At 70.5% G+C, this 26,815-nt stretch carries 25 protein-coding genes, 2 tRNA genes, 1 other RNA gene and 2 pseudogenes; 16 read left to right on the top strand and 14 right to left on the bottom strand.

Annotated elements, in window-relative coordinates; all coding sequences use genetic code 11:
- Positions 1–16 precede the first annotated feature (16 nt).
- The 6 genes from ACZ7J0_RS14520 to ffs form a co-directional block, all read right to left on the bottom strand.
- Positions 17–928 carry a phosphoribosylaminoimidazolesuccinocarboxamide synthase gene (locus ACZ7J0_RS14520; RefSeq protein WP_470887232.1) on the bottom strand — a complete coding sequence of 304 codons (912 nt, stop codon included), beginning with the start codon at positions 926–928 and terminating at the stop codon, positions 17–19.
- A 72-nt stretch (positions 929–1,000) separates the two neighbouring features.
- Entirely contained in the window at positions 1,001–2,461 is a 1,461-nt protein-coding gene (locus tag ACZ7J0_RS14515; protein WP_470887231.1) for a N,N-dimethylformamidase beta subunit family domain-containing protein, read from the bottom strand.
- A 310-nt stretch (positions 2,462–2,771) separates the two neighbouring features.
- Positions 2,772–4,664 (bottom strand): M48 family metalloprotease, encoded by a 1,893-nt coding sequence (locus ACZ7J0_RS14510; RefSeq protein WP_470887229.1) that lies wholly within the window; start codon positions 4,662–4,664, stop codon positions 2,772–2,774.
- Between the two features lie 276 nt (positions 4,665–4,940).
- Positions 4,941–6,224 (bottom strand): phosphoribosylamine--glycine ligase, encoded by a 1,284-nt coding sequence (purD, locus tag ACZ7J0_RS14505; RefSeq protein WP_470887227.1) that lies wholly within the window; start codon positions 6,222–6,224, stop codon positions 4,941–4,943.
- 61 nt (positions 6,225–6,285) lie between these two features.
- Positions 6,286–8,385, bottom strand: a complete 2,100-nt coding sequence (locus ACZ7J0_RS14500) for a DNA polymerase III subunit gamma and tau (protein ID WP_470887226.1) — start codon at positions 8,383–8,385, stop codon at positions 6,286–6,288.
- A gap of 44 nt (positions 8,386–8,429) precedes the next feature.
- An RNA gene (gene ffs, locus ACZ7J0_RS14495) (signal recognition particle sRNA small type) lies at positions 8,430–8,524 on the bottom strand.
- A gap of 72 nt (positions 8,525–8,596) precedes the next feature.
- On the opposite strand from ffs, the gene ACZ7J0_RS14490 reads away from it, so the two are divergent.
- Positions 8,597–8,684, top strand: a tRNA-Ser gene (locus ACZ7J0_RS14490).
- 90 nt (positions 8,685–8,774) lie between these two features.
- On the opposite strand, the pseudogene ACZ7J0_RS14485 reads toward ACZ7J0_RS14490, so the two are convergent.
- Positions 8,775–9,152, bottom strand: a pseudogene (locus ACZ7J0_RS14485) (tyrosine-type recombinase/integrase); the annotation flags it as partial.
- Positions 9,153–9,345: 193 nt separating this feature from the next.
- On the opposite strand from ACZ7J0_RS14485, the gene ACZ7J0_RS14480 reads away from it, so the two are divergent.
- Positions 9,346–9,765 carry a hypothetical protein gene (locus tag ACZ7J0_RS14480; protein WP_470887224.1) on the top strand — a complete coding sequence of 140 codons (420 nt, stop codon included), beginning with the start codon at positions 9,346–9,348 and terminating at the stop codon, positions 9,763–9,765.
- Between the two features lie 250 nt (positions 9,766–10,015).
- Here the strand turns inward: ACZ7J0_RS14480 and ACZ7J0_RS14475 are convergent, their stop codons facing one another.
- Positions 10,016–10,903: a hypothetical protein gene (locus tag ACZ7J0_RS14475; RefSeq protein ID WP_470887222.1), complete on the bottom strand. Its 888-nt coding sequence runs from the start codon at positions 10,901–10,903 to the stop codon at positions 10,016–10,018.
- 1,024 nt (positions 10,904–11,927) lie between these two features.
- Here ACZ7J0_RS14475 and ACZ7J0_RS14470 point away from each other — a divergent pair.
- A pseudogene (locus tag ACZ7J0_RS14470) lies at positions 11,928–13,096 on the top strand (TerD family protein); the annotation flags it as partial.
- Here ACZ7J0_RS14470 and ACZ7J0_RS14465 read toward each other — a convergent pair.
- The 3 genes from ACZ7J0_RS14465 to wrbA all read right to left on the bottom strand — a co-directional run bounded on the left by ACZ7J0_RS14465 (position 13,092) and on the right by wrbA (position 15,006).
- A complete protein-coding gene (locus ACZ7J0_RS14465; RefSeq protein WP_470887336.1) occupies positions 13,092–13,472 on the bottom strand; it encodes a VOC family protein in 381 nt (126 codons plus the stop codon). The pseudogene ACZ7J0_RS14470 and the gene ACZ7J0_RS14465 sit on opposite strands and share 5 nt — an antisense overlap.
- A gap of 136 nt (positions 13,473–13,608) precedes the next feature.
- Positions 13,609–14,187 (bottom strand): rhodanese-like domain-containing protein, encoded by a 579-nt coding sequence (locus tag ACZ7J0_RS14460; RefSeq protein WP_470887220.1) that lies wholly within the window; start codon positions 14,185–14,187, stop codon positions 13,609–13,611.
- 210 nt (positions 14,188–14,397) lie between these two features.
- Positions 14,398–15,006 carry an NAD(P)H:quinone oxidoreductase gene (gene wrbA, locus ACZ7J0_RS14455; protein ID WP_470887219.1) on the bottom strand — a complete coding sequence of 203 codons (609 nt, stop codon included), beginning with the start codon at positions 15,004–15,006 and terminating at the stop codon, positions 14,398–14,400.
- 116 nt (positions 15,007–15,122) lie between these two features.
- Between wrbA and ACZ7J0_RS14450 the strand changes: the two genes are divergently transcribed.
- Positions 15,123–15,746 carry a TetR/AcrR family transcriptional regulator gene (locus ACZ7J0_RS14450; protein ID WP_470887217.1) on the top strand — a complete coding sequence of 208 codons (624 nt, stop codon included), beginning with the start codon at positions 15,123–15,125 and terminating at the stop codon, positions 15,744–15,746.
- Between the two features lie 177 nt (positions 15,747–15,923).
- Here ACZ7J0_RS14450 and ACZ7J0_RS14445 read toward each other — a convergent pair whose 3' ends face one another.
- On the bottom strand, positions 15,924–16,844 hold the full coding sequence (locus ACZ7J0_RS14445; protein WP_470887215.1) for a LysR substrate-binding domain-containing protein: 921 nt from the start codon (positions 16,842–16,844) through the stop codon (positions 15,924–15,926).
- Between the two features lie 51 nt (positions 16,845–16,895).
- On the opposite strand from ACZ7J0_RS14445, the gene ACZ7J0_RS14440 reads away from it, so the two are divergent.
- The 3 genes from ACZ7J0_RS14440 (at position 16,896) to ACZ7J0_RS14430 (ending at position 19,872) form a co-directional block, all read left to right on the top strand.
- The gene (locus ACZ7J0_RS14440; protein WP_470887213.1) at positions 16,896–17,468 is read left to right on the top strand and encodes an RBBP9/YdeN family alpha/beta hydrolase; all 573 of its coding nucleotides are present in this window, start codon (positions 16,896–16,898) and stop codon (positions 17,466–17,468) included.
- A gap of 148 nt (positions 17,469–17,616) precedes the next feature.
- On the top strand, positions 17,617–18,210 hold the full coding sequence (locus ACZ7J0_RS14435; protein ID WP_470887211.1) for an HhH-GPD-type base excision DNA repair protein: 594 nt from the start codon (positions 17,617–17,619) through the stop codon (positions 18,208–18,210).
- A 129-nt stretch (positions 18,211–18,339) separates the two neighbouring features.
- Positions 18,340–19,872, top strand: a complete 1,533-nt coding sequence (locus ACZ7J0_RS14430) for a M28 family metallopeptidase (RefSeq protein WP_470887334.1) — start codon at positions 18,340–18,342, stop codon at positions 19,870–19,872.
- A 90-nt stretch (positions 19,873–19,962) separates the two neighbouring features.
- On the opposite strand, the gene ACZ7J0_RS14425 is transcribed toward ACZ7J0_RS14430, so the two are convergent.
- Positions 19,963–21,516, bottom strand: coding sequence for a helicase HerA-like domain-containing protein (locus ACZ7J0_RS14425; RefSeq protein WP_470887209.1), 1,554 nt, complete (start codon positions 21,514–21,516; stop codon positions 19,963–19,965).
- Positions 21,517–21,631: 115 nt separating this feature from the next.
- Here ACZ7J0_RS14425 and ACZ7J0_RS14420 point away from each other — a divergent pair, with 115 nt between their 5' ends.
- Complete coding sequence (locus ACZ7J0_RS14420; RefSeq protein WP_431035023.1) at positions 21,632–21,928, top strand: type II toxin-antitoxin system VapB family antitoxin; 297 nt, start codon at positions 21,632–21,634, stop codon at positions 21,926–21,928.
- 103 nt (positions 21,929–22,031) lie between these two features.
- On the top strand, positions 22,032–22,664 hold the full coding sequence (locus ACZ7J0_RS14415) for a LytR C-terminal domain-containing protein (protein WP_470887207.1): 633 nt from the start codon (positions 22,032–22,034) through the stop codon (positions 22,662–22,664).
- Between the two features lie 34 nt (positions 22,665–22,698).
- On the opposite strand, the gene upp is transcribed toward ACZ7J0_RS14415, so the two are convergent.
- Positions 22,699–23,334, bottom strand: coding sequence for a uracil phosphoribosyltransferase (upp, locus tag ACZ7J0_RS14410; RefSeq protein WP_468708786.1), 636 nt, complete (start codon positions 23,332–23,334; stop codon positions 22,699–22,701).
- Between the two features lie 86 nt (positions 23,335–23,420).
- Between upp and ACZ7J0_RS14405 the strand changes: the two genes are divergently transcribed.
- From ACZ7J0_RS14405 to ACZ7J0_RS14375, 7 genes are all read left to right on the top strand, one after another.
- A complete protein-coding gene (locus ACZ7J0_RS14405) occupies positions 23,421–23,594 on the top strand; it encodes a hypothetical protein (RefSeq protein ID WP_468708788.1) in 174 nt (57 codons plus the stop codon).
- A gap of 164 nt (positions 23,595–23,758) precedes the next feature.
- The gene (locus ACZ7J0_RS14400; RefSeq protein WP_468708790.1) at positions 23,759–24,295 is read left to right on the top strand and encodes a tRNA adenosine deaminase-associated protein; all 537 of its coding nucleotides are present in this window, start codon (positions 23,759–23,761) and stop codon (positions 24,293–24,295) included.
- Positions 24,296–24,402: 107 nt separating this feature from the next.
- Positions 24,403–24,831 carry a tRNA adenosine(34) deaminase TadA gene (gene tadA, locus ACZ7J0_RS14395; protein WP_470887332.1) on the top strand — a complete coding sequence of 143 codons (429 nt, stop codon included), beginning with the start codon at positions 24,403–24,405 and terminating at the stop codon, positions 24,829–24,831.
- A gap of 56 nt (positions 24,832–24,887) precedes the next feature.
- Positions 24,888–24,972 (top strand) — tRNA-Ser (locus ACZ7J0_RS14390).
- 207 nt (positions 24,973–25,179) lie between these two features.
- Entirely contained in the window at positions 25,180–25,344 is a 165-nt protein-coding gene (locus ACZ7J0_RS14385; protein ID WP_468708792.1) for a hypothetical protein, read from the top strand.
- Between the two features lie 10 nt (positions 25,345–25,354).
- Positions 25,355–25,648 (top strand): Dabb family protein, encoded by a 294-nt coding sequence (locus tag ACZ7J0_RS14380; RefSeq protein ID WP_470887203.1) that lies wholly within the window; start codon positions 25,355–25,357, stop codon positions 25,646–25,648.
- A 211-nt stretch (positions 25,649–25,859) separates the two neighbouring features.
- Positions 25,860–26,762: an RNA polymerase sigma factor SigF gene (locus tag ACZ7J0_RS14375; RefSeq protein WP_470887201.1), complete on the top strand. Its 903-nt coding sequence runs from the start codon at positions 25,860–25,862 to the stop codon at positions 26,760–26,762.
- Positions 26,763–26,815 lie beyond the last annotated feature (53 nt).

Genomic DNA, 26,815 nt, shown 5'->3' with positions numbered 1-26,815 from the left:
GGGGCTTCTTCGTGTTCTAGGACCAGCTGTGGCCGGTCAGCAGCTCGTACGCCTCCAGGTACTTCGCCCGGGTCGCGTCGACGACGTCCTGCGGAAGGGCGGGCGGCGGCTGCTCGCTCGCGCGGTCCCAGCCTGAGGCCGGTGAGGTCAGCCAGTCGCGGACGTACTGCTTGTCGTACGACGGCTGGGCGTGCCCGGGCTCCCAGGTGGCGGCCGGCCAGAAGCGCGAGGAGTCCGGAGTCAGCACCTCGTCGGCGATGATCAGCCGCTGGCCGTGCTCGGTGCTCTCCAGCCCGAACTCGAACTTGGTGTCCGCGAGGATGATTCCCCGGTCGCGGGCGATGTCACGGGCCCGGCTGTAGACGGCGAGCGTGGTTTGGCGCAGCATCGCGGCGGTTTCCGCGCCGACCTGACGGGCGACCTCCTCGTAGCTGACGTTCTCGTCGTGGTCGCCGACTGCGGCCTTGGTGGCGGGCGTGAAGATCGGCGCGGGAAGCTCCGAGCCGTCGGTGAGTCCCTCGGGAAGGGCGAGCCCGCAGACCGTGCGCGACTGCTGGTACTCGACCAGCCCGGAGCCGGTGAGATAGCCGCGCGCGACGCACTCGACGGGCACCATCGCGAGCGACTTGCAGATGAGGGTGCGGCCTTCCCAGTCGGCGGGGGCGCCGGCGGGCAGGTCGGTGGAGATGACGTGGTTCGGGACGAGGTCCGTGAGCCGGTCGAACCACCAGAGCGAGAGCTGGGTGAGGACCCGGCCCTTGTCGGGGATCTCGGTCGGGAGGACCCAGTCGTACGCGGAGATGCGGTCGCTGGCGACCATCACGAGGTCGCCCGCCTCGTTCTGGTACAGGTCGCGCACCTTGCCGGTGTGCAGATGTACCAGGCCCGGCACCTGAAGCGGCTCGGGCTTTTCGACGAATCCGGACACGGTTCCTCCCCGTGGTTCTGTCCAAGAGGCTCTGATTGTCCCGCATGGGGACCACAGGCCTTGGCCAGGGGTCTAGTCCCGTTTGCAGATGCGGTCCAGCAGGTTCGCCGTGGCGCGCTGAACGCGTTCGTCGACATGACCCGGCCGGTCCAGAGCCGGGGACCACGCGAAGGTTCCGGAGGCGAAGACCAGCGCGCCGGACGGGGCCCGGTAGACGGAGGTCTCCTGGTGGCGCAGGGCGCCTTCGGTGTCGCGGTACGGGGAGTGCGCGAGCAGGATGCGCCCCTGGTGCTCGGGGAGCGCGGTGCGGGGGAAGTAGCGGTCGGCCTCGCCCGCGACCAGGCCCGCGATCTCGTCGCCGTCCCCGGCGCCGGTGGCTTCCCAGAGCCAGTGGTCCGCGTTCCGTACGACCATGGGGTGCGGCTCCGGTACCCGACCCGCGTACTGGATGCCGAGGAGCTGCTGCTCCGCCCGGTCCACCTCGCGCCACAGGGCGGGACGGCCCGGACCCCGGCGTTTTCGGCAGGTGAGCAGCCGGTCGGGGACACCGGAGGCGGACGGGCCGAGCTCCACCTGCCAGTACATGGTGTTGGCGGAGAGGAAGACGAGCGAGGTGCCGCTGTCCCGGGCGGACTCGACGGTCCGGCGCATGGGAACGGACCAGTACTCGTCGTGGCCGGGGAAGACCAGGCCGCGGTAGCGGGTCGGGTCGACGTGTCCGGCGTGCAGGTCACGGGCGTCGGCGTAGGCGAGGTCGTAGCCGTACCGCTCGGCCCAGCGGATGAAGTCGTAGGCGTGGCCGACGTGCAGGGGGAGGCCCGCGCCCGCGTACGGGCGGTCGAAGGAGACCGTGGTCGCGGCGTCCTCCTCACCGAGGAGCCGGCCCTGCTCGTCCCACGCGTGGTAGAGGCTGGCGCCGGTGCGTCCGTCCTCCGGGTAGAGGTTGTACGCCTGCCAGGTGATGTCGGGCAGGAGCAGGAGCAGGTCGGCGGGGCGGTCGTCGCGGACCGTGAAGGGGATGTGGGAGCGGTAGCCGTCGGCGGTGGTGAGGACGGCGACATACGCGCCGACCGACCAGTAGGAGGGCACCTGGAGGCGCCAGGACAGCCACCAGTGGTGACAGGAGACCGTGCGGTCGGCGGCCAGCGGCGGAGGCTGCACGATGCCGGCGAGCCGGGGGCTCGTGATGATCTTGGCCGCTCCGTCGCCGGCGTAGTGACCGATGCGGTAGACGTCGACCGAGAACTGCTGCGGCGGGTCCACCGTGATGTGGAAGTCGATCGACTCACCGGGCGCCACCGCGCCGCTGGACGTGAAGCCCTTGATCTGGCGTCGTACGTCGTCGGCGCTGCGCGGACCGCCACAGCCGCCGCGCGCGAGCTGCGGGTCGGCGTACCAGGGCACGACCTGTCCGGTGTCGTCCAGGTACTGCTCACCTGCCCGGAGCCAGGGCAGGGGTCCCTGGCCGAAGGGGTCCGTGACCGCGTGGGCGAGGGCCCCTGACTCCCATCGCCGGATCTGCTCCGCCCCCATGTTGCGCCCCTCCCTCGATTCCCCCGTCACCGAACCGGTCGCTGTCAGCGCCGATCTCCAGCACATCACATAACGCACGCACTCCGTCACCGTTCGTCGCGAATCGACGGGAACGGAACATCAGGTTCCGGCCACGAGTGGTGTCCGGAAGCCTCTTTCCCTCGCCGCTCGGGCCAGTCACTCGGACCGGCTGCTCGGACCAGCTCTGCGACCGGTCGCTCGGACCGGACTGGGTCCGGCCGCTCCGCTCAGCCCGGCCGACCCGGTCGGGCGGGCTGGCTGGCGGCGGCGGCGGCGGGCGGACAAGCCCTCAGACGAGCCGGACGGGCTTCTCCGGGCGAACGCCCACCTCCACGAGCCAGCTGCGCAGGGGCTCCGGGTCGGCGTCCTCGATCAGGGTGAGAACCCGGCCGGTCAGATCCCCGCGCCGCTCACCGCGTATCAGCAGCGTCGGCCCGTCGAGCCAGTCGAGACCCGGGGTCGCGCCCGCGGTGTCGACGGCGGCGCAGCAGACCATCGCCGTCACATGGTCGGCGAGCAGCTCCCGACCGGTCCGGGGTGGCTGGAGCGGGAAGAGCGGCAGCGGGTCGGTACCGAAGATGTACGGCCCGTCGAGGTCGCCGTGGGCCTTGGCGGGACCGTGACCCGCGCCCGGTGTGAGGGCCGGTCTGGCGGCTTCCTCGCGGGCGACTTCGGCGCTGATGCCCGCCGCGAGGGTCTCGCCGCCGTCCCCGCCTCCGGCCGGGGCCACCGTGTCGTGCGGTGGACGGTCGTGGCCGTCGGGGTTCTCGGCGCTGTCGGAACCGGTGGAGCTGTTGGAACCGCCGGGAGTCTCGGATCCACCGGGAGTGACGGAACCGCCGGGACTGTGGGAGCCGCCGGGGGCGCCGGGGCCGTCCGCTCGCGGGGCGCCGGTCGTCGCGGCGGCGGGACCGGCCGAGAGATGGTCCATGACGCGGGCCAGCGTGGGGCCGGCGTTCGCCCCGCCTCCGGACACCGTCCTGGCGCCCAGCCGGTCCAGAACCCGGTGCAGCCTGGCCGCGTCCGCACGCCACTTCCGGTCCACCACCTCTTCCGGGTAGCGCTGCCAGTCGACGGGCGACCAGTCGGGTCCCGCCTTGGCCGGGCCCCCGTGGAAGAGCCGGGCCGCCAGCAGGGACGCGGCCTCGTCGACCGCGCCCGGCTCCTCCAGCAGGTCACAGGCGGGCCGCTCGCCCAGCCGGGAGGTGAACCCCTCGGCCAGGCGGTCACGCCGGGACAGCTCGGTGAGGGCGGACACCACACCCGCGTCGAGACGGGACGGCCAGCGGCCCATGCGCCAGGCGGGAAGCGCGACCCGGGTCAGCAGCCGGTCCCAGCCCGCGTAGGCCAGACCGACCTGCTCCTGGGCGACGATCCGCAGGCCGTAGTCCACAGCCTGTGCGCGCTCCGACCCGGCCGCCGCGACGCCCCGCTCCATCTCGGCCGCGTGCCGACGGCAGCCGCGCAGCAGGATCCGGGCGATCCAGCCGGTGAACCGGGCACCCAGGCGGCGTACGGGATCCAGCCCGGGCCGGTCCGGCACCGCGACCGCGGCGTCCAGGCCCCGCACGAAGCGGCGGGCCGCGGCTATGTCGGGATGCGCGGACGGACCCGTGCCGGCGACGACCGGCGCGAGCACCGCCCGCAGCTCGCCGACCCGCATCCACCAGAGGAAGGGCGAGCCGATGACCAGGACAGGAGCGTCCGAGGAGTGCCCGGCGGCGCCCTTGGGGCCGCCGGGACCACCCAGGCCGCCGCGCTTTATGGCGCTCGCGCCGTGCGCGGGATGCGTGCGGTCCTCGAGCCAGCTGTCGCAGTCGGGCGTCAGGGCTATCGCGGAGGGCGCGGGCACATCGAGGCGGTCGGCCAGGTCCCGCACCATCCGGTAGAGATCGGGGGCGGACTTCTCGGTGAGCTCCACGGTGGGGGTGACGGCCGGACGGGACCGGGCGATCACGGCCGCGACGGCCGCGGCGAGCAGCAGCACGACCGCCGCCCCGGACGTCACCACCCAGCGGGCGGTGTCCCAGCCCTCGCCGGTGAGACGGCCCATGGCCCCGCCCGCGAGGAGCACGACGGCCACGGCCGCGGGCAGCAGGGCCACGGCCAGCGCCCTGCCACGGACCCGCAGCACGGCGAGAGCCCGGGCGCGCGCGGCCCGCGCACCCAATTCATCGCCCATACCGGGACCTGAACCTGAACCGGACACGGCCGTACGTCACCCCCTCTTGCCCTGTGGACTGCCTGCGGCGGTGGTGCTCACTCCCCCACTGTGGCACCCGCCACTGACATCGCAATGCCGGTGGGCCAAGTGCCGGAACGCCTGCGCCGCACCCTAGTTGGGGGTTCGGCGGGCGTCATCCGGATGGCCCACCCGTCACTCGATGGAATGGCTTTGGGCAAAGGTGATGACGGAATCCGGGCCACGGGGTTCACTCCCCCGCGGCCCGTTCCCGGGCTACTGCGCCGCGGTGTCTCCCGCGGGCGCCGCGGCGTCCGCCGCCGCCTTCCGGGCGATGTCCGTACGGTGCTGGGATCCGGCGAGGCGGATCCGGCCGACTGCCTCGTACGCCCGTTCGCGCGCCTGGCCGAGGTCCTCGCCGGTCGCCGTGACCGACAGGACCCGGCCGCCCGCGCTCACGATCGCGTCGCCGTCCCGCGCGGTCCCGGCGTGCAGGACGTAGGCGTGCGGCGCGTCCTGCGCCGCGACCTCGTCCAGGCCCTCGATCGGGTCGCCGGTGCGGGGGGTGCCGGGGTAGTTGTGCGAGGCGATGACCACGGTCACCGCGGCGTCGTCACGCCAGTTCAGCGGCGGCTCGATGTCCAGCGTGCCCTTGGCCGCGTTGAGCAGGACGCCCGCGAGCGGGGTCTTCAGCCGGGCGAGGACCACCTGGGTCTCCGGGTCACCGAACCGGGCGTTGAACTCGATCACCCGTACACCGCGGCCGGTCATCGCGAGGCCCGCGTACAGCAGCCCCGCGAAGGGCGTGCCGCGGCGGCGCAGCTCGTCGACGGTGGGCTGCAGGACGGTGTCCATGACCTCGTCGACCAGCTTGGGGTCGGCCCACGGAAGCGGCGAGTAGGCGCCCATGCCACCGGTGTTGGGGCCCTGGTCGTCGTCGAGCGCCCGCTTGAAGTCCTGGGCGGGGGTCAGCGGAAGGACCGTGGTGCCGTCCGTGATGGCGAAGAGCGAGACCTCGGGGCCGTCCAGGTACTCCTCGATGACGACCCGGCCGCAGGCGAGCGCGTGCGCCCGGGCGACCTCGAGGTCGTCGGTGACGACGACGCCCTTTCCGGCGGCGAGGCCGTCGTCCTTGACGACGTACGGAGCGCCGAAGGCGTCGAGTGCCTCGTCGATCTCCGCGGGAGTGGTGCAGACGTACGAACGGGCGGTGGGGACGTTCGCCCCCGCCATCACGTCCTTGGCGAAGGCCTTGGAGCCTTCGAGCTGAGCGGCCTCCTTGGAGGGGCCGAAGCAGGGGATCCCGGCCGCGCGCACGGCGTCGGCGACGCCCGCGACGAGCGGGGCCTCCGGGCCGACGACGACCAGGTCGGCCTGCAGGTCACCGGCCAGGCGGGCCACGGCGTCGCCGTCGAGGGCGTCCACCGGGTGCAGCTCGGCGACCTCCGCGATTCCGGCGTTGCCGGGCGCGCAGTGCAGAGCGGTGACGTCGGGATCGAGGGAGAGAGAGCGGCACAGGGCATGTTCGCGGGCGCCGCCGCCGATGACGAGGACCTTCACGCCAGCCAGGGTAGCCCGCGCGACGGCGTGCCCTTTGTGCGGGCCGCCGACGTGGACGGTCCTACTCGTTTGTGTATTCCTCCACCACCGTGGCCCCGAGCTCGCGAACGATCAGCTCGTGACCGGAGAGGGCCGAGTCGACGAGGTCGGGGTCGTCCTCCTCGGGGGTGTCGTCCTCGGGCGCGACCGGCGGGGGCGCCTGCTGGACCGGCGGGGCGGCCCGGGGCGGCTCGGGCGCGGTGTACGACTGCGGCGGCGCGGACGCCTGGGGAGCCTGCGGCGCGGACTGTACGGGCGGGGGCGCCGGGGCGGCGGGCGGCGGGCCCGACGGGCGGCCGCCACCGAAGCCGGTCGCGGCGGGGGGAGGCGCGGCCCCACCGGACGGGTCGATGATCGCCTCGATCTTCCACTGGACGTGGAACTGCTCGGCCAGTGCCTGCTTCAGTACGTCCTCGCTGCCGCTGCTCGCGAAGTTGTCGCGGGCGCCGGCGTTGAGGAAGCCGAGCTGGAGCGTGGTGCCGTCGAAGCCGGCCACCTGGGCGTTCTGGCTGAGCAGGATCCAGGTGAAGCGGCGGCGGTTCTTCACGGCCTCGAGGATCTCGGGCCACATGTTCCGCACCTGGGCGGCGCCCTGCGCCGACCCCGGGGCGGCCTGAGCCGGGGCGGGCGGCGCCGCCGGGGCCGGGGCTTGGGCCTGCGCGGCCGGGGCCGGCGCGGGCGCGGCCGTGGGCCAGCCACCGGGCGTGCCCGAACCGGGGGCGGCTGCACCGGGCCAGGCTCCGGGCCGCTGCGCCTGCGGGGCCGGCGCCGGAGCGGGAGCTTCCTGAGGCGCGGGGGCCGGGGCCTGCACGGGGGCGGCCGCCGCGGGCTGTACGGGCGCGGGCGGGGCGGCCCGCTCCGGTCGCACCGGTACGGGCGGGGCGGCGGCCGGCATGGGCACATGAGCGTCCGGCCCCGGTGCGTACCCCATGGCCGGACCGGGCCCGGCGGGCGAGAACGCGACGGCGCCGCGCTCCAGCCGCTCCAGGCGGGCCTGCGTCGAACGCTCGTCGTCGAAGGCGGCGGGCAGCAGCACCCGGGCGCAGATCAGCTCCAGCTGCAGCCGGGGCGAGGTGGCACCACGCATCTCGGTCAGCCCGGTGTTGACGAGGTCGGCGGCCCTGCTGAGCTCGGCGGCCCCGAAGACGGAGGCCTGCGCCTGCATCCGCTCGATCACGTCGACGGGCGCGTCGATGAGCCCCTTGTCGGCGGCGTCGGGCACGGCGGCCAGGATCACCAGGTCGCGCAGTCTTTCCAGAAGATCGGCCACGAAGCGGCGGGGGTCGTTCCCGCCCTCGATGACCCGGTCCACGACCTCGAAGGCGGCGGCCCCGTCGCCGGCGGCGAAGGCCTCCACCACGGCGTCGAGCAGCGATCCGTCCGTGTACCCGAGCAGCGCCGTCGCCATGGCATACGTCACACCGTCCTCGGCGGCGCCGGCGAGGAGCTGATCCATCACGGACATCGAGTCACGCACGGACCCGGCACCGGCACGGACGACGAGCGGCAGGACCCCGTCCTCGACGGGGATGCCCTCGCGGCCGCAGACCTCGCCGAGGTACTCCCGGAGCGTGCCGGGGGGCACGAGCCGGAACGGGTAGTGGTGCGTACGCGACCGGATCGTCCCGATGACCTTCTCGGGCTCGGTGGTCGCGAAGATGAACTTGAGGTGCTCCGGCGGCTCCTCGACCACCTTCAGCAGGGCGTTGAAGCCCGCCGAGGTGACCATGTGCGCCTCGTCGATGATGTAGATCTTGTACCGGCTGGAGGCGGGCCCGAAGAACGCCTTCTCCCGCAGGTCACGGGCGTCGTCCACACCACCGTGGGATGCGGCGTCGATCTCGATGACGTCGATGGAACCCGGCCCGTTGCGCGCGAGGTCCCGGCAGGACTGGCACTCCCCGCAGGGCGTGGGCGTGGGTCCCTGCTCACAGTTCAGGCAGCGGGCGAGGATGCGCGCACTGGTCGTCTTTCCGCACCCGCGCGGCCCGCTGAACAGGTACGCGTGATTGACCCGGTTGTTCCGCAGCGCCTGCTGCAGCGGGTCGGTGACATGCTCCTGCCCGATGACCTCGGCGAACGACTCGGGGCGGTAGCGGCGGTAGAGCGCGAGAGACGACACGCATACGAGGTTATAGGCGCCCACTGACAACCGTCGCCGCGCACGCAAGCGCCCCCCACGCACCCGCCAGAGCCGACCTACCCTTGCTGCCTTCCGGCCCTGGGGGAGTTCAGTCAGATAGCGCCACGTGAGGGGCTCCGCACAGGGTACCCGATCTCCGCCCGGGGAACGAGTTCGCGAGCACGGCTCAACGTCTTGTATTGTTTGCCGCGGAGGATTCGCCTAGTGGCCTAGGGCGCACGCTTGGAAAGCGTGTTGGGGGCAACCCCTCACGAGTTCGAATCTCGTATCCTCCGCCAGTGCCTCACCGGGCACGATGTCGAAGGGCCCCACCGCTCGCGGTGGGGCCCTTCGTCGTTGTCCGTCTCAGTTTCCGTCTCAGTTGGGCTTCAGCCGGTCTTCGGCGGCTCCCAGAGAGCGTCGCCGACTTGCTGGGCAACCTTCCGCAGGAGCGTTCCGGTGACGTGCATGTAGCGGGCGCGCATGCGTGCCGCTCCCCCGGGCTCCCAACCCATGATCGCGTCGACCACGACGTCCGGGACGCCGAGGATCAGGAGGACGGTCGCTGCGGTGTGGCGTGCGTCATGGAGGCGGCCGTCTCGTACGCCGGCGTCTCGCAGTAGTCGCTTCCAGGTGTGGAAGTCGGTGTTCGGGCTGAGGGGGCCGCCGGTCGGGGAGGCGAAGACGTATCCCTTGTCCTCCCAGTCGGCTCCGGCCTCGATCCGTTCCTTGTCTTGTTGCTCCTGGTGCTGGCGGAGGACCACGAGGAAGGCACTCCTACGCGCCGAGCCCAGCACGGTGACGCTCACCCAGGCCCGTACTCGCATCACATGGACGATCCGGCCTGTGATCTTCCTACCGCTGGCACACCGCCAGAGCCTCGACATCCCAGCCTGCGCGCACCAGTTCAAGCCTCGTACAGGGCCTTCAACTGGCACGACTTCTCAATAGAGTGCACGCATGACCGACTCAGACGTACGCGGGATGAGACGCAGGCCCAGGCGCATCGAAGATCTCACCGACGTGTACGACTTCCTGGAGGAAGTACGACTCCGTCCGGGCATGTGGGTCCGCAACAACTCCTTGCAGCACTTGGACTCCATGCTCACCGGCTACCGCGTGGCGCTAGGCATCCACGACAACGCGGAGCCGTTCGACTTTTGGACCCCAGGCAGCCCGAGCCCCTTCTCCGAGTGGCTATGTCAGCGCCAAGGCAGCCCTTCCTCCCTCGGCTGGGCCGCAGAGATCGAACGTGATGCAGAGCGGTCCAGCAGGCCCGCCATGGAGATGTTCTTCGAGCTCCTGGACGAGTTCCGAGCCGATGCCAAGCCCGACAGGCAGTCTCGGACAGAGACTCAACAGGCCCACGCCTCAGACTGAGTTACAACTTTCTCTACTGATTCAAGGCGGCTCGCTCCGCTCCCCGCGCGCGGCCCGGCCCCCGGCCGGGCCTGCGCTCCTGTCTCCGCCCCGCTCCAGCCCGGCCGGCGTCCGTGCCACGCTCAGAGCGATCAACCATGAAATGCCGGAGCAGGGGTTCATCGCGGCTGGGGCGGTCGGCTACACGGTCTTGCGCAGCCACTTTGCCGCGTGCCTCGAAGATCACGGCCCCAGAGTCGTTCTACCAACCTCACGCTGTGTTCAGGCCCGCATGCCGCCCAAGTGCTTCCAGATCGAGTACAGGCGATCGCCGCAACTCGTCTCGGAATAGCGTGCTCTTCAATTTCCTGAGCGTATTAGCCTTGCCGCTCAACCTAAAAGTCCATTTGCCGTCCTCGAGGTCAAGTACGTGCAGCCCCCGCTTCAAACGCACATCTGAGTACTGACTTAGGTCGAGAATGTACGCCTCATACTTGACTCCCTGGCGGTGCTGGTCTGAGAGCGTAGCCTGAATCAGGTGCGCAAACCGGAGGTCAACGAGGCGCGCAAGAGTCTCATAGGCCGAGAGGGATTTTTGGGCAACATCGACGCGGAAGTAGGTGTACCCCTCTCCCCGAACATACGACGAAAGGTATTCGAGAGCCGAAGTCAAAGAATCGGCGTTTGCGTGCTGGATCAAGGAGGTCAGTACAGTCTCCGCGATCATAAGGAAAGCGGAAGCTGAGTTCATTAGCCGCAGGGTGTGGGCATTCATCCACGCCGTTACGTGCCCTTCTCTCTCGGCGAGACGCTTAGCCTCAACAAGAAGCGCGGTCTTCCCTACACCACGTCGACCGTAGACGAGGTGGTGACGTGACGCACCAATAGCGGCCAGACTAGCCCGGGGATCTTCCATGTACTTGAGACTGGGAAGTGCGTCAGATGTGCGCGACCTAGCTTCCAACAGCTGGATCAGCTGGTCAACTTTCGAAGAGGCGAGGACACTTTTTGACGTAGAGACCAGAGGCTTTTCAACATTGGTACGATGCGGCCTAAAGGTGACAGCAAGAGATTCATTTTCCGTATCGTGGACGGAATTTAGTTCTTGCTCAATAGGTCCAGCCAGGCTCTGCGCTGCCGCTATCGAGTCTTCGTCCACCCAAACAAGAAACCATCGTTCGCCAGGAAATGACCTTTCCTCAACACGCACGATGGGGAGATATCATAATCAGCCTGATTGCGCAGCAGGCGGGCATCCACGAGTTCAGCCTCGCGTACGACCGGGTTATCGATGCCCGCCGGGAGCGCACCAGGACCTCCAGTTCCCGCTTTCCCTCGGAGATCATCTGCTCTGCCTCGCGCTCGGCGTCGTCCCCGAGCTTCCCAAGCTCAGGGCTTCGGCCACCGGATACGCAGTGGCCACCTGACGCGTGGTTCTGTAGCTTGCCCCCATGACCGACAACCGAAGGGGCAATGCCGCGTAGGCGCCCGTCAGCCCTGCGGGGCGACCTCCCTATCCGCCCCTGGAGGCGGCGGCTGTACCCGTTCATTGATCGCCTTTCAGGATCTTGCACAGCTCCGCGAGCACCTCGAATCCGTGCTTCACGCACTGCCCAGGAAGAGCGCGCGTGAGTTGCGTGCCCTCGTGTGGGCTCGCGACGGGAAGATTCTGGCAAGGGCCAAGGTCATCCCGGCTGACAGCCTGGACGTGCCGTGGTGGCGAGGTCAGCTCTAGGACCACAGGCGGCCGTCTCAGTTTCCGTCTCATTCAGCCCCGTTCACGGCCATTCAGGCGAGACCCTCAGCCGTCCCCGCGTCGACAGCCAGCCACCCATGAACGCAGGTGAACGCCCCCGTACACACCCCACGACCCCACCACCACAGTTGGAAAGCGTGTTGGGGGCAACCCCTCACGAGTTCGAATCTCGTATCCTCCGCCAGTGCCTCACCGGGCACGATGTCGAAGGGCCCCACCGCTCGCGGTGGGGCCCTTCGACGTTTTCCGGCCCCCCGGTCGGCCTGAGGGGCGGGCGGTCACACCTTTCTGAAGAGCGCCGTCAGGCTGCCCCGGCCGCTGCTCGTACCCCGGGGGACGGTGACCAGCAGCGCGGCCAGGTCGGCGGCGTGCCGTGCGCGCTGGGCGGCGGCGGGGGCCCCGCCTCGTGGCCTCCGACGTCGCGCATGCGACCCCGGCACCTCGCGCCCGTACCCGTACGGCGAAGAGGAAGATCACGCTGCCGAAGGCCTCAAGGAAATCCCTCGCCGACAACGACTCCTGGCAGCCCGCCCGGCTCTTCCCCGTCCCCTCGCTCAAGAGCGACCGGGAGCGGGAGCTGCGGGCGACCTCCGTTCTGCTCGCGGTCATGACCCAGGTGCCGGAGTTCGGCCGGCGTCTCACCGCCGCCTTCGGGGCTCCGGCCGGTCTCATGCAGACCTTCACCGAGGTCTCGCTGCCCCACGGCGACGCTCCCAAGCGGCCGGACGGCGTGATCCGGGTGGAGCGCGCGGGCAAGTTGTGGACCGCGCTGGTCGAGACGAAGACCAACGGCAACGCGTTGAAGGCCGACCAGGTCCAGAACTACATGGACATCGCCGCCCGACGCGGATACGAGGCCGTGATCACGCTGTCCAATGACGTCGCCCTGGAGGGCAGTCCGCTGGTCGACGTCAAGATCGACGGACGGCGTAAACACAAGGTCGCGCTGTGGCACCTGTCCTGGGCCGAGGTGGCGCACCAAGCCCAGATGCTGATCCGCCACGAGGGAGTGGGCAACGCCGCCCACGCCTGGCTGCTCCAGGAACTGCTCCACTACCTCCAGCACGAGAACTCCGGCTGTCACGGCTTTCAGAACATGGGCCCCTCATGGGTGCCCGTACGCAAAGGGATCGACGCCGAGACACTCACCCCGGGTGATCCCCAGGCTGTGGATGTCGTCGAGAGCTGGGAACGGCTCATCCGTCAGGTCTGTCTGCGGCTGGGCGGTGAGCTGGGACAGAAGGCGTTGCCGGTGCAGCGCGCCAAGCGCGGAACGGATCCACTGTCCCGGCGTGCCGCTCTCGCCGACCGGCTGTGCGAGGAGGGCCGGCTCTCCGCGGAGCTCCGCATCGACGGCACCCCGGGGATCCTGGCCATCACCGCGGACCTGCGGACCGGCAGGCTCCGGACCTCCATCGACGTCCCGGCCCCTGAGGGCAGTTATCCGCTCTCGTCGGCCAAGCGTCTGATCCGCCTGCTGGCCGAGGCTCCGGCCGATCTCCATGTGGAGACGCTCGTCGAGGGGACGCAACGGCCCCCGGGGCACGCTGGAGCGGCTGCGCCCCGAACCGGGCGACCTGCTCCCCAAGGACTACCCCCGTGCCCATTCCACGAACTGGACCACGACCCCGTTCGGGTCGGTCACTTGGAAGAGGCGTTCGCCCCAGGGCTCTTCGCGCAGGGGCATCGTGATCTCCACGCCCGCCTCGCGCAGGCGCTTCTCCTCCGCCTCCAGGTCGGTGACGGTGAAGGCGAGGATCAGGCCGGTCGCGCGCTGGTCGCGCTGGGCGGGGGGCAGGAGGGGGAGGCCGCGGCGGAGGAGGACGAGGTCGGTGGCCGCGTCGGGGTGGGTGAGGGAGGCGAAGCCGTCGGCGGAGACCGTCTCCTCGTAGCCGAGGTGGGTGGTGAAGAAGGCGTGGGACGCGGCGACGTCGTCGACGGTCAGGGACACGGTGGTGGCGGTGATGTTCAGAGCGGGCTCCCGGACAGGGCGGATGGGTCTCGGCCCGTCGCGGGCCGGCCAAGAGAGTTGACCGGTTCGCTGTCCGACGGCAACAGCCTTTTCTGGACGACCACTTCGCGCCATAGCCCGAGGGGCGGCTCCCGCGTCAGGCTTTCAGCGCCGCCAGGGTCGCCTCGAGCTGCTCGCCGTCCCCGGCGCGACGGTTGTGGGGCAGCTTGCCCAGGACCACGGCCATGCCACAGGTGTTGGTGAGTGCCGAGAAGACCAGACCGCCCGCGATGCCCGCGGAGAGCAGTTGCCAGGCCGGGTGCGCGAGCCGGCCGAGAGTCAGGCCCGTCAGGACGAGCGCGCCGGCCGTGAGGCGGACTTGGCGCTCCATGGCCCAGGTCGTGCGGGCCGCCCCCTGCGGGCGGGCCAGTTCGTGGCCCCGGCTCGCCCACTCGGACGTACCGCCGCTGAGGTTGAGGGCTTGGACGCCGTGCTCGGCCAGCAGGGCGCAGGCGGTGCCCGAGCGGGCGCCGGAGCCGCAGACGACGAGGAGTTCACCGCGTCCGGCAGCCTCCTCGAGCGCCGGGAGCGCACGGCGGAGCTGGTCGAGAGGGACGTTGAGCGCGCCCGGCACATGCCCGGAGGCGTACTCGCCGGGCGTGCGGACGTCGATGACCGTCAGGTCGTCCAGCCGGTGGTGAGCCTGGTCGGCGTCGAGGGAGAGGGGAGCGCTCATGCGGGCCGTCCTCGGTTCTGCGAGTGGGGGAGAGCGTGGGGGTGGTTCGAGGGTACGGCCGCGCCCCGCCGTCCCGGAGGTGCGCAACCCCGCCTTCACAAGCCTGCAAAAAAACCCGCGATACCCCCGCGGAACAACCCGCCCAACCACCTCGCAGAACGAGAAGGGCCGGGGTTCCGCCCCACGCGGAACCCCGGCCACTCACGGCGCTCAGCGCTCCGCGACACCCAGCAGCCGCGCCGTGATCTTTGTCAGCCGCTCGCCCTGGTAGCGCGCGGCCTGGAGGACGGTGTCCGTCGGGCCGCCCGCCCTGGACCCGTGGGACGTGCCGTACGGGTTGCCGCCGGCCGCGTAGACCGCCGGGTCCGTGAAGCCCGGGGAGACGACCAGCGAACCCCAGTGGTGCATCGTGTTGTAGAGCGCCAGGAGGGTGGTCTCGTTGCCGCCGTGCGCGTTGGAGGCGCTCACGAAGCCGGTGACCGGCTTGTCGACGAAGCCGCCCTGCGCCCACAGGCCGCCCGTGCTGTCCAGGTACTGCTTCAGCTGGGACGAGACGTTGCCGTACCGGGTCGGCGTACCGAAGGCGTACGCGTCCGCCCAGATCAAGTCGTCCAGGGTGGCGACTTCGACGTCCTCGGTCGCGTCGGCGTGCGCCCGCCAGGCCGGGTTCGAGTCGATCGCGGCCTGCGGGGCGAGCTCGGGTACGCGCCGCAGCCGCACCTCTGCGCCGGCCTTCTCGGCGCCCTCGGCGACGGCCAGGGCCATCTCGTGGACGTTCCCCGTGGCCGAGTAGTAGATGACAGCAACCTTGACGGACATGAGTCGGCCCCATTCGGATTTGTTTCCGCTTCAACGGCTCCGAGTTAACCGGATACTGCTCCGCTTCGCAAGAGATGCTTGAAAGTAACCGGATAGTGATCCGTTATGCTCGAATCGTGAGTGAGTCCGCCAGAGAGCCGCGACGGATCGATCTGCCCACGCTCGGGCAGCCCGTCGAGCGCGCCGACGCCGCCCGCAACCGGCGCAAGATCCTCGACGCGGCCGCGCGGATCGCCGCCGAGCAGGGGCCCGAGGCGGTCACCATGAACGCCGTCGCCCACGCCAGCGGCATCGGCGTCGGCACGGTCTACCGCCGCTTCGGGGACGTGGCACAGCTGGTCTTCGCGCTCCTCGACGAGCGCGAGAGGCAGTTCCAGGAGGCGTTCCTCAGCGGTCCGCCCCCGCTCGGCCCCGGCGCCGAGCCCGGTGACCGGCTGATCGCCTTCCTCCACGCGCTCACCGACCGCGTGCTCGAACAGCGCGAGCTGCTGCTCGCCGCGGAGGCGGCCGCGCCCAGCGCGCGCTACGCCAGCGGCGCGTACCTCACCATGCACACGCACACGTCGATGCTGATCGGGCGGCTCCGGCCGGGGTCGGACAGCGCGCTCCTGGCGCATCTGGTGCTCGCGCCGTTCACCCCCAGCCTGATACGTCACCTGTCGGGGGACCGCGAGATCTCGGCGCGGCGGATCAAGGAGGGGCTGGAGGCGGTCCTGCGCCTGTCGGCCCCGGAGGTCTAGTCCGGCCTCAACACCCCCTCCGGCAGCGGACGAGAGCGCCTGAAGCTCGCCATCGCCAGGGCGGAGAAGGCGGCCACCGACGTCCTGGACGAGCCGACGACCGGACCGCGGCGCCCGGGAACGGGATTCAGCGGCCGGCGTCCCCCCTCAGGAGACGTCAGGAGACGTCAGGAGGCGTCAGGGCGTGTGCTCTCTCAAGTGATCGAGTACGGAGGCGAGTACGGGATCGCCCTCTGACCCCGTCCGCACCGCCGCGAAGACGTTCCTGACCGGTGACTGCCCCGTCGGCGGGCGCAGGACCAGGCCCGGCCGGTGCAGGGGCTGGACCAGGCGGGGGACCAGGGCCACGCCCGCGCCCGCCTCGACCAGGGCGGCGAGGGACTGCCAGTCGTTCACCGCGTGCCGGATCTCCGGGGTGAAGCCACCCGCCGCGCAGACGGAACGGGTCACCGCGCCGCAGCAGCTGCGGGCGTCACCCACGATCCAGGGGTCGGTGGCGAGTTCACGCAGGGAAACCCGCTCGCGACGGGCGAGCCGGTGCGCCACCGGGAGGGCCACGTCGAGGACGTCGGCGAGCAGGTCGATCCGGGTGTAGCGGCGGTCGGTGTGCGGCGGGGCGGCCGCGAAGTCCACGGCGATCGCCACATCGACCTCGCCGGCGTCCAGCCGGGTGAACAGGTCCGGCGGCTCCGCCTCGACCACGCGGACCACAACATCGGGCCGGTGCGCGGCCAACGCCCCCAGTACGGGCGGCAACAACCCCGACACCGCGCTGGAGAACGCCCCGATCGTCACCGTGCCGCGCTGCCCCTCCCCCCACGCGGCGAGATCCGCCCGGGCCCGCTCCACCTGCGCGGCGATCAGATCGGCGTGCTGCAGGACGAGCCGCGCCTGGCCCGTGAGCCGGACACCCCGCCCCTGCCGCTCGATCAGCGGTACGCCCAACTCCCGGGAGAGCACGGCGAGTTGCTGCGAGACGGCGGACGGGGTCAGGTGCAGCGCCTCGGCCGTGCGCGCCAGCGACCCCCGACGGTCCAGCTCCCGCAGCGCGCCGAGCCGCCGCAGGTCGATTGTGAAGGCAGCGCTTACCGGATGCATGCAAAGACATTAACTGGACCTGCTCAGTAGCAGGGCGGGACGATCCTTCCCATGAACTTCCTGATCCTGCACGGCTTCCAGAACCACCGCCCCGACGGACACTGGCAACACTGGCTGGCCGAACGCCTCACGGCGCTCGGCCACGACGTGCGCCGCCCCCAGCTGCCGGAGCCGGACGCCCCGGAGCTCGACCGGTGGCTCGCCGCCCTCGGCCGGGAGCTCGACGCGCCCGCCGAGGGCGAGCGGGTGGTCGTCTGCCACAGCCTCGCCGTCCTGCTCTGGCTCCACGCGGCCGCCCGCACTCCGGACGACCTGCCGGCCGACCGCGTCCTGCTCGTCGCGCCGCCGTCCCCCTCGATCACGCGCGAGTACCCGGAGATCAAGGGCTTCGAACTGCCGGACCTCGCCGGGGTGCGCCTCAAGGCGCCGACCCGTCTGGTCGCCGGACACCACGACCCGTACTGCCCCGAGGGAGCCGTCCACCACTACGGGGCCCCGCTCGGCCTCGACACCGACGAGATACCGACCGGCGCCCACCTCGACATGGAGGCGGGCTACGGCCCCTGGCCGTCCCTCCTCGACTGGTGCCTGGACCCGGCCGTACGGATCCGTGCGCGGGCCTGACCGGCCCCGCACGCCCGGACGGCCGCGAAGCGGGTGCCCCTGACCGGCCCCGCACGCCAGTCCGCGAGGCGGGTGACCCGGGTGGCGGAGGGACCCGTACGCGGGTACTCGCCGCGCCCGGCCGGTGGACGGGCGAGATCATCGGAGCATGACGAAGACCATTCACCTCGCCCAGCAGCCCGAGGCCGACGCGCTGCTCGCCCGCAGTCCCCTCGCCGCTCTCGTCGGCATGCTGCTCGACCAGCAAGTGCCGATGGAGTGGGCGTTCTCCGGCCCGTACACGATCGCCCAGCGCCTCGGCGGCGACGATCTCGACGCCCAGGAGATCGCCGCGTACGACCCCGAGGCCTTCGCCGCGCTGCTCTCCGCCAAGCCGGCCGTGCACCGCTACCCCGGCTCCATGGCCAAGCGGGTGCAGCAGCTGTGCCAGTACCTCGTCGACGAGTACGGCGGTGAGGCCGAAGCCGTGTGGGCGGACGTGGCCGACGGAAAGGAGCTCCTGGCGCGGCTCAAGGCGCTGCCCGGATTCGGTGTGCAGAAGGCGCAGATCTTCCTGGCCCTGCTGGGCAAGCAGTACGGCGTGCGGCCCGAGGGCTGGCGCGAGGCGGCGGGTTCGTACGGCGACGAGGGGTCGTACCGGTCCGCCGCCGACATCACCGGGCCGGAGTCGCTCGCCAAGGTCCGGGCGTTCAAGCAAGAAGCCAAGCGGGCAGCAAAAGCAGCCAAATCTTCCGCGGAATGATGTCAATACTGCGAAATATCGCGTGAGTTGTGGCACATCTGTTCACAGGAGCTCTGGAGATCGCTAGCTTCCCTTCAACCTCGCTCGTAATTGGGAAGGACCTCTGTGAAGGCATCGCATCGCAGAGCCGTGGCCACCCTGGCCGCAGCCGCACTCGCCACCCCGCTCCTGCTGGCATCCGCCTCCCCCGCCTCCGCCACCCGTGACCCCGGGAAAGCCGCGGCAAAGGACGCTGCGAAGCTGTCCAAGAAGCTGGTGCGCGGGGCGTCCGCCAAGGACGCGTTCAAGCACCTGCAGAAGTTCCAGCAGATAGCCGACTCGGCCGGCGGCAACCGCGCCGCCGGCACGCTCGGACACGACGCCTCGGCCGCGTACGTGTACCAGCTGCTGAAGAAGGCCGGATACAACGTCTCGTACCAGAAGTTCGAGTTCATCTACACCCAGACGCAGGCCGAGAAGCTCTCCGTGGTGACGCCCTCGCCGCGTGACGTCGACGTCAAGGCCATGACGTACACCAAGTCGACGCCGACCGGCGGCATCAAGGCCGACCTGGCCGCCGTGCCGGTGGACGCCACGACCGGCTGCGAGCCGGCGGACTACGCAGCCGGTGCCTTCACCGGCAAGATCGCGCTGATCCAGCGCGGTGGCTGCACGTTCGCCGACAAGCAGGCGCAGGCGGCAGCGGCGGGCGCGGTCGCCGCAGTGATCTACAACAACACCGAGGGCGCCCTCTCCGGCACCCTGTCGGCGCCGGAGAACGGCAAGATCCCGACCGGCGGCGTCACCAAGGCCGACGGCGAGAAGCTCGCCGCCGACCTCGCCAAGGGTCCGGTGAACATCTCGCTGGAGATCCGTCAGCTCCAGGAGAAGCGCACCACCAACAACGTCCTCGCCGAGACGAAGACCGGCAACGCGGCCAACACCGTGATGCTCGGCTCCCACCTCGACTCGGTCACGGCCGGCCCGGGCATCAACGACAACGGATCCGGCTCCGCCGGTCTGATCGACGTCGCCCTGAAGCTGGCCGCGTCCAAGGAGAAGCCCACCAACAAGGTGCGCTTCGCCTGGTGGTCCGCCGAGGAGAACGGCCTGCTGGGCTCCGAGCACTACGTCGAGAACCTGAGCGAGCTGGACCGCAAGGAAATCAAGCTCTACCTGAACTTCGACATGATCGCGTCGCCGAACTACGGCCTCTTCGTCTACGACGGCGACGACTCCGACGGTGTCGGCGCACCGGCGGGCCCGGCGGGCTCGGCCCAACTCGAGCGCGACATCAACGAGTTCATGGACAAGCAGGGCGCGCCCCACGAGGGCACGGACTTCACCGGCCGCTCGGACTACGGCCCGTTCATCGGCGTCGGCATCCCGTCGGGCGGCACGTTCACCGGCGCCGAGGGCATCAAGACCGAGGCCCAGGCGGCGAAGTTCGGCGGCACGGCGGGCGTCGCGTACGACGTGAACTACCACGCCGCCGGCGACACGATCAACAACATCAACATGAAGGCGTTCGACGTCAACATCGACGTGATCGCCCACGCGGTGGGCACCTACGCCCACGACCTGAGCTCCCTGCGCAAGCCCGTGGTCACCGTCCCGACGGACGGCGGCGCGGGCAGCGGTGGCGGCCTGCACGAGGACCACGGCCACGAGGTCACCGAGTAGCGGCTCCCTGTTCCACGTTCCACCCGGCCCCCGGGGCCCCGCCACACCGGCGGGCGGCCTTCCCCGGGGGCCGGCCCCGTCGCGGGGGACCTACCGGCGGCGTCTCGCCGTGCCGAAGAGGGAGCGGGAGATCTCCCGGCCCAGTTGCGTGCCGATCGACCTGGCCAGCGACCTGAACATGCCGCTCTCCACCACCTGCTCCACCAGCGACTCGTCGCGCTTCGCCTTCGGGGCGGGTCCCCGTGCCGGTGGCCCGGCCTTCGGCTCCCCCTCCTGCGGGGCGGGCGCCGTCAGCCTCTCGTACGCCGACTCCCGGTCCACCGCCTCCGCGTACCTCCCGTACAGCGGGGACGACGTCACGGCCCGCTCCAGCGCCGCCGCCTCGATCGGCCCCATCCGCGAGACCGGTGCCCGCAGACGCGTCGCCGCCACCGGCGTCGGGGCACCCCTCTCGCTCAGTACGGTGATCACCGCCTCGCCCGTGCCGAGAGCCGTCAGCAGCTCCTCGAGGTCGTACGCCGAGTTCGGGAACGTCCGCACCGTCGCCTTCAGCGCCTTCGCGTCGTCCGGGGTGAACGCCCGCAGCGCGTGCTGCACCCGGTTGCCCAGCTGGGCCAGCACGTCGCCGGGCACGTCCTTCGGCGTCTGGGTGACGAAGAAGACGCCGACCCCTTTCGAGCGAATCAGCCGCACGGTCTGCGTGATCGACTCCAGGAACGCCTTCGACGCCCCCTTGAACAGCAGATGCGCCTCGTCGAAGAAGAAGACGAGCTTCGGCTTCTCCACGTCCCCGACCTCCGGCAGATCGTGGAAGAGGTCCGCCAGCAGCCACATCAGAAACGTGGAGAAGAGCTGCGGCTTGTCCTGAACGGCGGGCAGCTCCAGTACGGACACCAGCCCCCGCCCGTCCGGCGCGGTCCGCAGGAGTTCGCCCGTGTCGAACTCGGGCTCCCCGAAGAACCCCCCGGCTCCCTGCTGCTCGAACGCCGTGAGAGCCCGCAGGATCACCCCGGCCGTGACCGTCGAGAGCCCCCCGATCCCCTTCAGCTCCGGCTTGCCGACGTCCGACACCAGGAAGGAGACGACGGCCCGCAGGTCCTTCAGGTCGATGAGCTCCAGGCCCTTGGTGTCGGCGTAGTGGAAGATCAGCCCGAGCGACTGCTCCTGCGTCTGGTTGAGCTGGAGCACCTTCGACAGGAGTACCGGTCCGAAGCTGGTCGCCGTCGCCCTCAGTGGAATGCCGGGGCCGATGCCGCCGAGGCCGTAGAACTCGCACGGGAAGCCCGCCGCGCGCCAGTCCTGTCCGACCTCCGCGGCCCGCTCCCGGACCTTCTCCCCCGCTTCTCCGGGTGCCGAGATGCCGGAGACGTCGCCCTTGATGTCGGCGAGGAAGACGGGGATCCCGTGGGCGGAGAGCTGCTCCGCGATGAGCTGGAGGGTCTTGGTCTTGCCGGTCCCGGTGGCGCCGGCGACGAGGCCGTGCCGGTTGAGCGTCGGCAACGGGACGCGGATCCGGGCGTCGGGACGGCACACGCCGTCCCACAGCAGCGCGCCGAGGTCCAGGGCGTCCCCGTCGAAGGAGTATCCGGCGGCGATCTCCGCGGCGGGCCCGGACAGGTCCGGCATCGGCTCGCTGTCGCTCATCGCAGCCCACCCGTTCTGGTTCGCTCAGGTTTGGTCCGGTTGAGGGGATTTTGACCAGCATGGCACTGCCCGCGCGTGGCTGCGCCGGGCACCCCTTGCCCGGTAGGCTTTCCGTGTGATCTTCAAGCGCATCGGTAACGGGCGGCCCTATCCCGACCACGGCCGGGAAAGCACCCGGCAGTGGGCGGACGTCGCGCCGCGCCCGGTCCGCCTCGATCAGCTGGTGACCACCAAGGGCCAGCTGGACCTGGAGACGCTCCTCGCCGAGGACTCCACCTTCTACGGCGACCTCTTCGCGCACGTCGTGAAGTGGCATGGCGATCTCTACCTCGAGGACGGACTGCACCGCGCCGTGCGCGCGGCGCTCCAGCAGCGCCAGGTGCTGCACGCGCGCGTCCTCGAGATGGACTGACCGGAGAGACGGCTGGGCCTTTCGGGGCCTAATACCGCTCGACCGGACGCGATCTATTGATCATTTAGTAGGCATCGCCACCGCGTCCCATTACGCTGCGCCCATGAGCATGCTCACTCCCCCAGGGATGGGCGGAAAGTACCGCATCACGGGCAAGACGTTCCCCCGGATGCGCCGCCCCCACCGCCGCCGCAGGATCGCGCTCGTGCTCGTCGCCGCCGTGGTCGCCCTCGGCCTCGCCGGCTGGGGGACCCTGCAGGTCGTCGACGTCTTCTCCGGCGGCGCGCAGAAGAAACGGACGACCGCCGGACACAAGGCGTGCGAGAAGGCCAAGGCCGCCGCGCCCGCCGCCCCGGCCGTCACCCTGCCCAAGCCCGGTCAGATCACGGTCAACGTCTACAACGCGACCCCCCGCTCTGGGCTCGCCAAAACGACCGCCGACGAGCTGAAGAAGCGTGGCTTCGCGATCGGCAAGGTCGGAAACGCCCCGCCCGCCTACGACAAGAAGGTTCCCGGCACCGGGATGCTGCTCGGCGCCGCCGACGCCACCAAGGGGGCCTTCACCGTCCTCGGCACCCAGCTGAAGGGCGCCACGACCAAGACCGACCCCCGCCCGACGGCGGACGTGGACCTGATTCTCGGCACGGCCTTCAAGGCGCTGGACGCCAAGACGACGGCGGACGCGGCCCTGGTCGCACTGACCAGGCCCGCGCCCGCGCCGTCGAAGAAGTGCTAGCCCGACGAGTGCCGGGGAAGCGGGGAGGGACGCCCTAGTCGGCGGTCCCGTACATGCGGTCACCCGCGTCGCCGAGGCCCGGCACGATGTAGCCGTGCTCGTTGAGGCGCTCGTCCACGCTGGCCGTCACGACCGTCACCGGCGTGCCGGCCAGCTCGCGCTCCATGACCGCGACGCCCTCCGGCGCCGCCAGCAGCACGACCGCGGTCACGTCGTCGGCGCCGCGCTTGATCAGCTCCTGGATCGCCGCGACGAGCGTGCCGCCGGTGGCCAGCATCGGGTCGAGGACGTACACCTGGCGTCCGGAGAGGTCCTCCGGCATCCGGGAGGCGTACGTCGACGCCTCCAGCGTCTCCTCGTTGCGGATCATGCCGAGGAAGCCCACCTCGGCGGTCGGCAGCAGCCGCACCATGCCGTCCAGCATGCCGAGACCCGCCCGCAGGATCGGCACCACCAGCGGTCGCGGGTACGACAGCTTCACGCCGGTCGTCGCGGCCACCGGGGTCTGGATGTCGGCCTGCTCGGTGCGCACGTCCCGGGTGGCCTCGTACGCGAGCAGGGTGACCAGCTCGTCGGCCAGGCGCCGGAAGGTCGGGGAGTCGGTGCGCTTGTCGCGCAGTGTGGTGAGTTTGTGCGCCACCAGCGGGTGGTCGACGACATGGATCCGCATGTCGTCCACAGTAGCCGGGACTGGCATCAACCCATGCTCTGGAGGGAAGGTGGGGTCAGACGGACCCAGCCTTGGGGTGGTGCGTTATGCCGGACCAGGACGAGGAAGAGTACGAGAGCGCCGTGGAGCGCAGGCGGCGCCGCGCGCAGTTCCTGCGCGATCTGCACGAGGCCAAAGCACTGCGCGACCGGGTCCAGCCACGGCGGGCCCGGGCGGCCCGGATGCGTCAGGCGATGCGGATGCGCACTTTCCGCTGGTGAGCCCATGGCGAGGCCCCCAAGGGGCCAAGAGCTCAGACTGATGCACGACGCAAGAGCGGAAGACCTCTCCTGAAGGCGAGGTTTCTGCCACGATGCCGATTGGGCGGGGCACTTCAAGCAGGCGCCGCCGGATCGACACACCTCTGATCAGTGGGAGAGTCACGGTGTACTTCGCCGCACTGCTCGCGCGCACCGAAGACGGGTGGAAAGCGAGCGACACAGAGCTCGACGACGTGGAGACCCTGTCGGATCTGACCGACCTGGCCCGTGAGGCCTCGGTGGACGAGGACACGGTCCTCGTCTACATCGAGCAGGAGGACGCGTGGTTCGGCCTTGTCCGCGTGGAGGGCGAGGAGGACCCCCGTATCTATGTGTCGGATGCGGCATCGGCCGCCCGCTCCTCGTACGGGGAAATCCTCACGAATGAACTGCTGGGCGCGGACCAGGACGGCGACCCCGACCTGGACGCACTGGACCTCGACGGTACGGAGGACGGAGAACCGGACGCTGACGCCACCGAAGACGACGAGGACGGGCCGGACGTCGCGGCCGATGCCGTACCCGCGGCACCGGTCGGCGACCGGGAGATCCTGAGGGACCTGGGACTGTCCGAGAAGGACCTGCTGGCACTCGACACCGACGCCCTGTCGGAGATCGCCGACGCACTGGGGGCCGCGGAAGTACTGGAGTCCGTCCGCTAGTGCGAGAAGCAGTACACGACCCCCTGCCCGACCCCGACCACGCATCGGAGCACGGCTCCACCTCCGCCCCCGCGCCGGATCCCGTACGGGATCCGTGGCGGGCGCCGATGCGCCTCGCGCTCGAAGAGGCCGAACGAGCGGCGCTGGCCGGCGACGTGCCGGTCGGCGCGGTCGTGCTGTCCCCGGACGGCAGTGTCCTCGCCACCGGACACAACGAGCGGGAGGCGACCGGCGATCCGACCGCGCACGCGGAGGTCCTGGCGCTGCGCAGGGGCGCCGCGGCCCACGGCGAGTGGCGGCTGACCGGGTGCACGCTCGTCGTCACCCTGGAGCCGTGCGTGATGTGCGCGGGCGCGCTCGTGCAGGCGCGCGTGGAGCGGGTGGTGTTCGGCGCCCTGGACGAGAAGGCGGGCGCCGCCGGCTCGCTCTTCGACGTCGTCCGCGACCGCCGCCTCAACCACCGACCCGAGGTCGTCCTGGGCGTGCTCGGCGAGGAGTGCGCGGCGCAGCTCACGCGCTTCTTCCGGGACCGCTGACCCGCTGATCGATACGGATTTCTGCGCACGGGCACCTTTGGGCTAAGCTCTCTCTCGGTAGCGTGTCCGAGCGGCCGAAGGAGCTCGCCTCGAAAGCGAGTGTGGCGCAAGTCACCGAGGGTTCAAATCCCTCCGCTACCGCTCTCTTGGAAGGGCCCCGGCGCGAAAGCGCCGGGGCCCTTCGCTTGTTCACCGGCCTGTTCAGGCGCCCGTTCACACATGCTGCGCGCCCGCCTCCTCCGCGCTCCGCGAGCCCTCCGCGAGGCCTCCACGAAAGGCCCCCGCCGCCGGGCTCTTGGCCCATAAACGCTCGGCTAGACTCACGCGACCGCGCAGGGGAGGCAGAAGATGGTGCAGGCGAAGAAGGTCACGCTGTACATACTGGTCGTCTTCGTGCTGTACACGATCATTACCTCCCCCAAGGAGGCAGCCGACCTGGTCCAGATAGGGTTCGAGGGAATTTCCAGCGCCGCGAAGGCCGTCGGCGAGTTCATGACTGAGCTCATCAGGTAGGAGTGCCCCCGTGATCCGTCACCTCGTCCTCTTCAAGCTCAACGAAGGTGTGGCGCGCGACGAGCCGCGCGTGGTCGCCGGCGTCGAGGCCTTCCGGGCGCTCGACGGGGCCATTCCGGAGCTGGAGTTCTGGGAGTGCGCGTGGAACATCACCGACCGGCCCATCGCGTACGACTTCGCCATCAACTCGGCGGTCGCGGACACCGATGCGCTGAAGCGGTACATCGAGCACCCCGACCACCAGGCCGCCGCCGGCCAGTGGCGCGAGTTCGCCACCTGGGTGATCGCGGACTACGAGTTCTGATCCACGGCTCCCCGCCACCCCTTTCATCCCTGCCTCCGCCCCTCACCGTCACGGTGAGGGGTGTTTTGTGGTTTAAGAACCCGCATGCCGTCAACACGACGTTATGAGGTGCTTGCACACAGTGGACATGTCTTGTGATGCTATGACCGCTTTTGATGGATGAGTGGACCGTAGTTGACCAGATCGTGAACCACAAAGGGGTGGCGTGAACGTGCCGGCCAGTACTGCGCCTCAGGTGCCGCCCCAGAACGAGACCAGCGAGAACGAGACGGCGAGGAGCCAGGCCCCGAGGACCGAGCAGGGCGCCGGCGAGGCCGCCGACGAGGCCGCGGGCCGCCCCAGACCCCAGGGCCGGGGCGCGGACACACGGGCCCTCACCCAGGTCCTCTTCGGCCAGCTCAAGACCCTGGAACCGGGCACCCAGGAGCACCACCGGGTGCGCGGCGCGCTGATCGAGGCGAACCTGCCCCTGGTGCGGTACGCGGCGGCCCGCTTCCGTTCCCGCAACGAGCCGATGGAGGACGTCGTCCAGGTCGGCACCATCGGGCTGATCAACGCGATCGACCGGTTCGACCCCGACCGGGGCGTGCAGTTCCCGACGTTCGCGATGCCGACCGTGGTCGGCGAGATCAAGCGGTACTTCCGGGACAACGTACGGACCGTGCACGTGCCCCGGCGGCTGCACGAGCTGTGGGTCCAGGTCAGCGGCGCCACCGAGGACCTGACGACGGCTCATGGCCGTACCCCCACGACGGCCGAGATCGCCGAGCGGCTGAAGATCTCCGAGGACGAGGTCCTGGCCTGCATCGAGGCGGGCCGTTCCTATCACGCGACCTCGCTCGAGGCCGCGCAGGAGGGCGACGGCCTGCCGGGGCTGCTCGACCGCCTCGGCTACGAGGACCCGGCCCTCGCCGGCGTCGAACACCGCGACCTCGTACGCCATCTGCTCGTACAACTGCCCGAGCGCGAACAGCGGATCCTGATGCTGCGCTACTACAGCAACCTGACCCAGTCTCAGATCAGCCAGGAGCTCGGCGTCTCGCAGATGCATGTGTCAAGGCTCCTCGCCCGCAGCTTCGCCCGGTTGAGATCCGCAAATCGGATCGAGGCGTAGCTGAAACGGGTAGACCGGTTCGGAGTAGTTCCACGGGGCCCGAAGAGGCGCAC

Source organism: Streptomyces sp. NPDC038280 (genome assembly GCF_055600045.1).
The sequence above is the reverse complement of the archived record's forward strand: the minus strand, read 5'-3'. Positions and strand labels throughout refer to the sequence as shown.